The sequence below is a fragment of the Pseudomonas sp. GW821-FHT01C01 genome (genome assembly GCF_059422645.1).
Map to the genome: position 1 here is coordinate 1 of NZ_JBWKXF010000120.1, position 787 is coordinate 787.

Annotated in this window: 1 protein-coding gene; it reads left to right on the plus strand. The window is 58.4% G+C overall.

Annotated features, from left to right (window positions below; genetic code table 11):
• Positions 1–528, plus strand: a 528-nt coding sequence (locus AC07XF_RS28985; protein ID WP_495029253.1) for an IS110 family RNA-guided transposase, incomplete at its 5' end; no start/stop codon positions are given.
• Positions 529–787: the final 259 nt, after the last annotated feature.

The following is a 787-nucleotide window of genomic DNA, read 5'->3' on the forward strand; positions in this document are numbered from 1 at the left end:
GAATGCTCATTCTCTGCACAGATCAAACAAATCCTGCTTGGGCTGCGTGACCACTTCAACTACCTGGACGGGCAGGTCAAGGCACTGGACAAGCAGGTTGAGCACCAGGCCGCTGAAGATGATCTGGCTTCTCGCCTGATGACAATTCCTTGCGTAGGCCCGATCACCTCCAGCGTCCTGGCTGCGGAGTTGGGCAACGGTCAGCAGTTCAAGTGCGGTCGAGACTATTCAGCCTCGATTGGGTTGGTGCCCAAGCAACACTCCACCGGCGACAAGACGGTACTTTTGGGCATCAGCAAACGCGGCGACCGAAATCAGAGACGGCTGCTGATCCAGTGCGCCCGTGTGTACCTGATGGGGCTGGAACGACAGACAGGAGCGCTGGCCGATTGGGTCCGCCAGCTGCTGGCTCGCCATCATTGCAACCGTGTGGTCTGCGCCTTGGCCAACAAACTGGCCAGAATCGCCTGGTCGATCGCCGCTCACCACGATGAATTCAAGGCAGGGCCAAGCGCGATGAGCGCTTGACCCTGCTGTCACCCGAGCACCACCCACCTGGTTTTGCGATGCTGGATAACAGATGACGTGAACGGCCAACCGGCCTGACGACTACCCTGGGCTCCCACAAGGCTGAAAAAGCCTTACCACTATGAAGGGCCGTCAGGCGCGATTCTCATCGAGGCGCAGGGTCGCCACCCAGACGCCGGATAGATGAAAGCAAGCCAAACACGCATCGAAAACAGTATTGCAGAAATGGGGGTATCCATAGATGTGGGAGCGGGCTTGC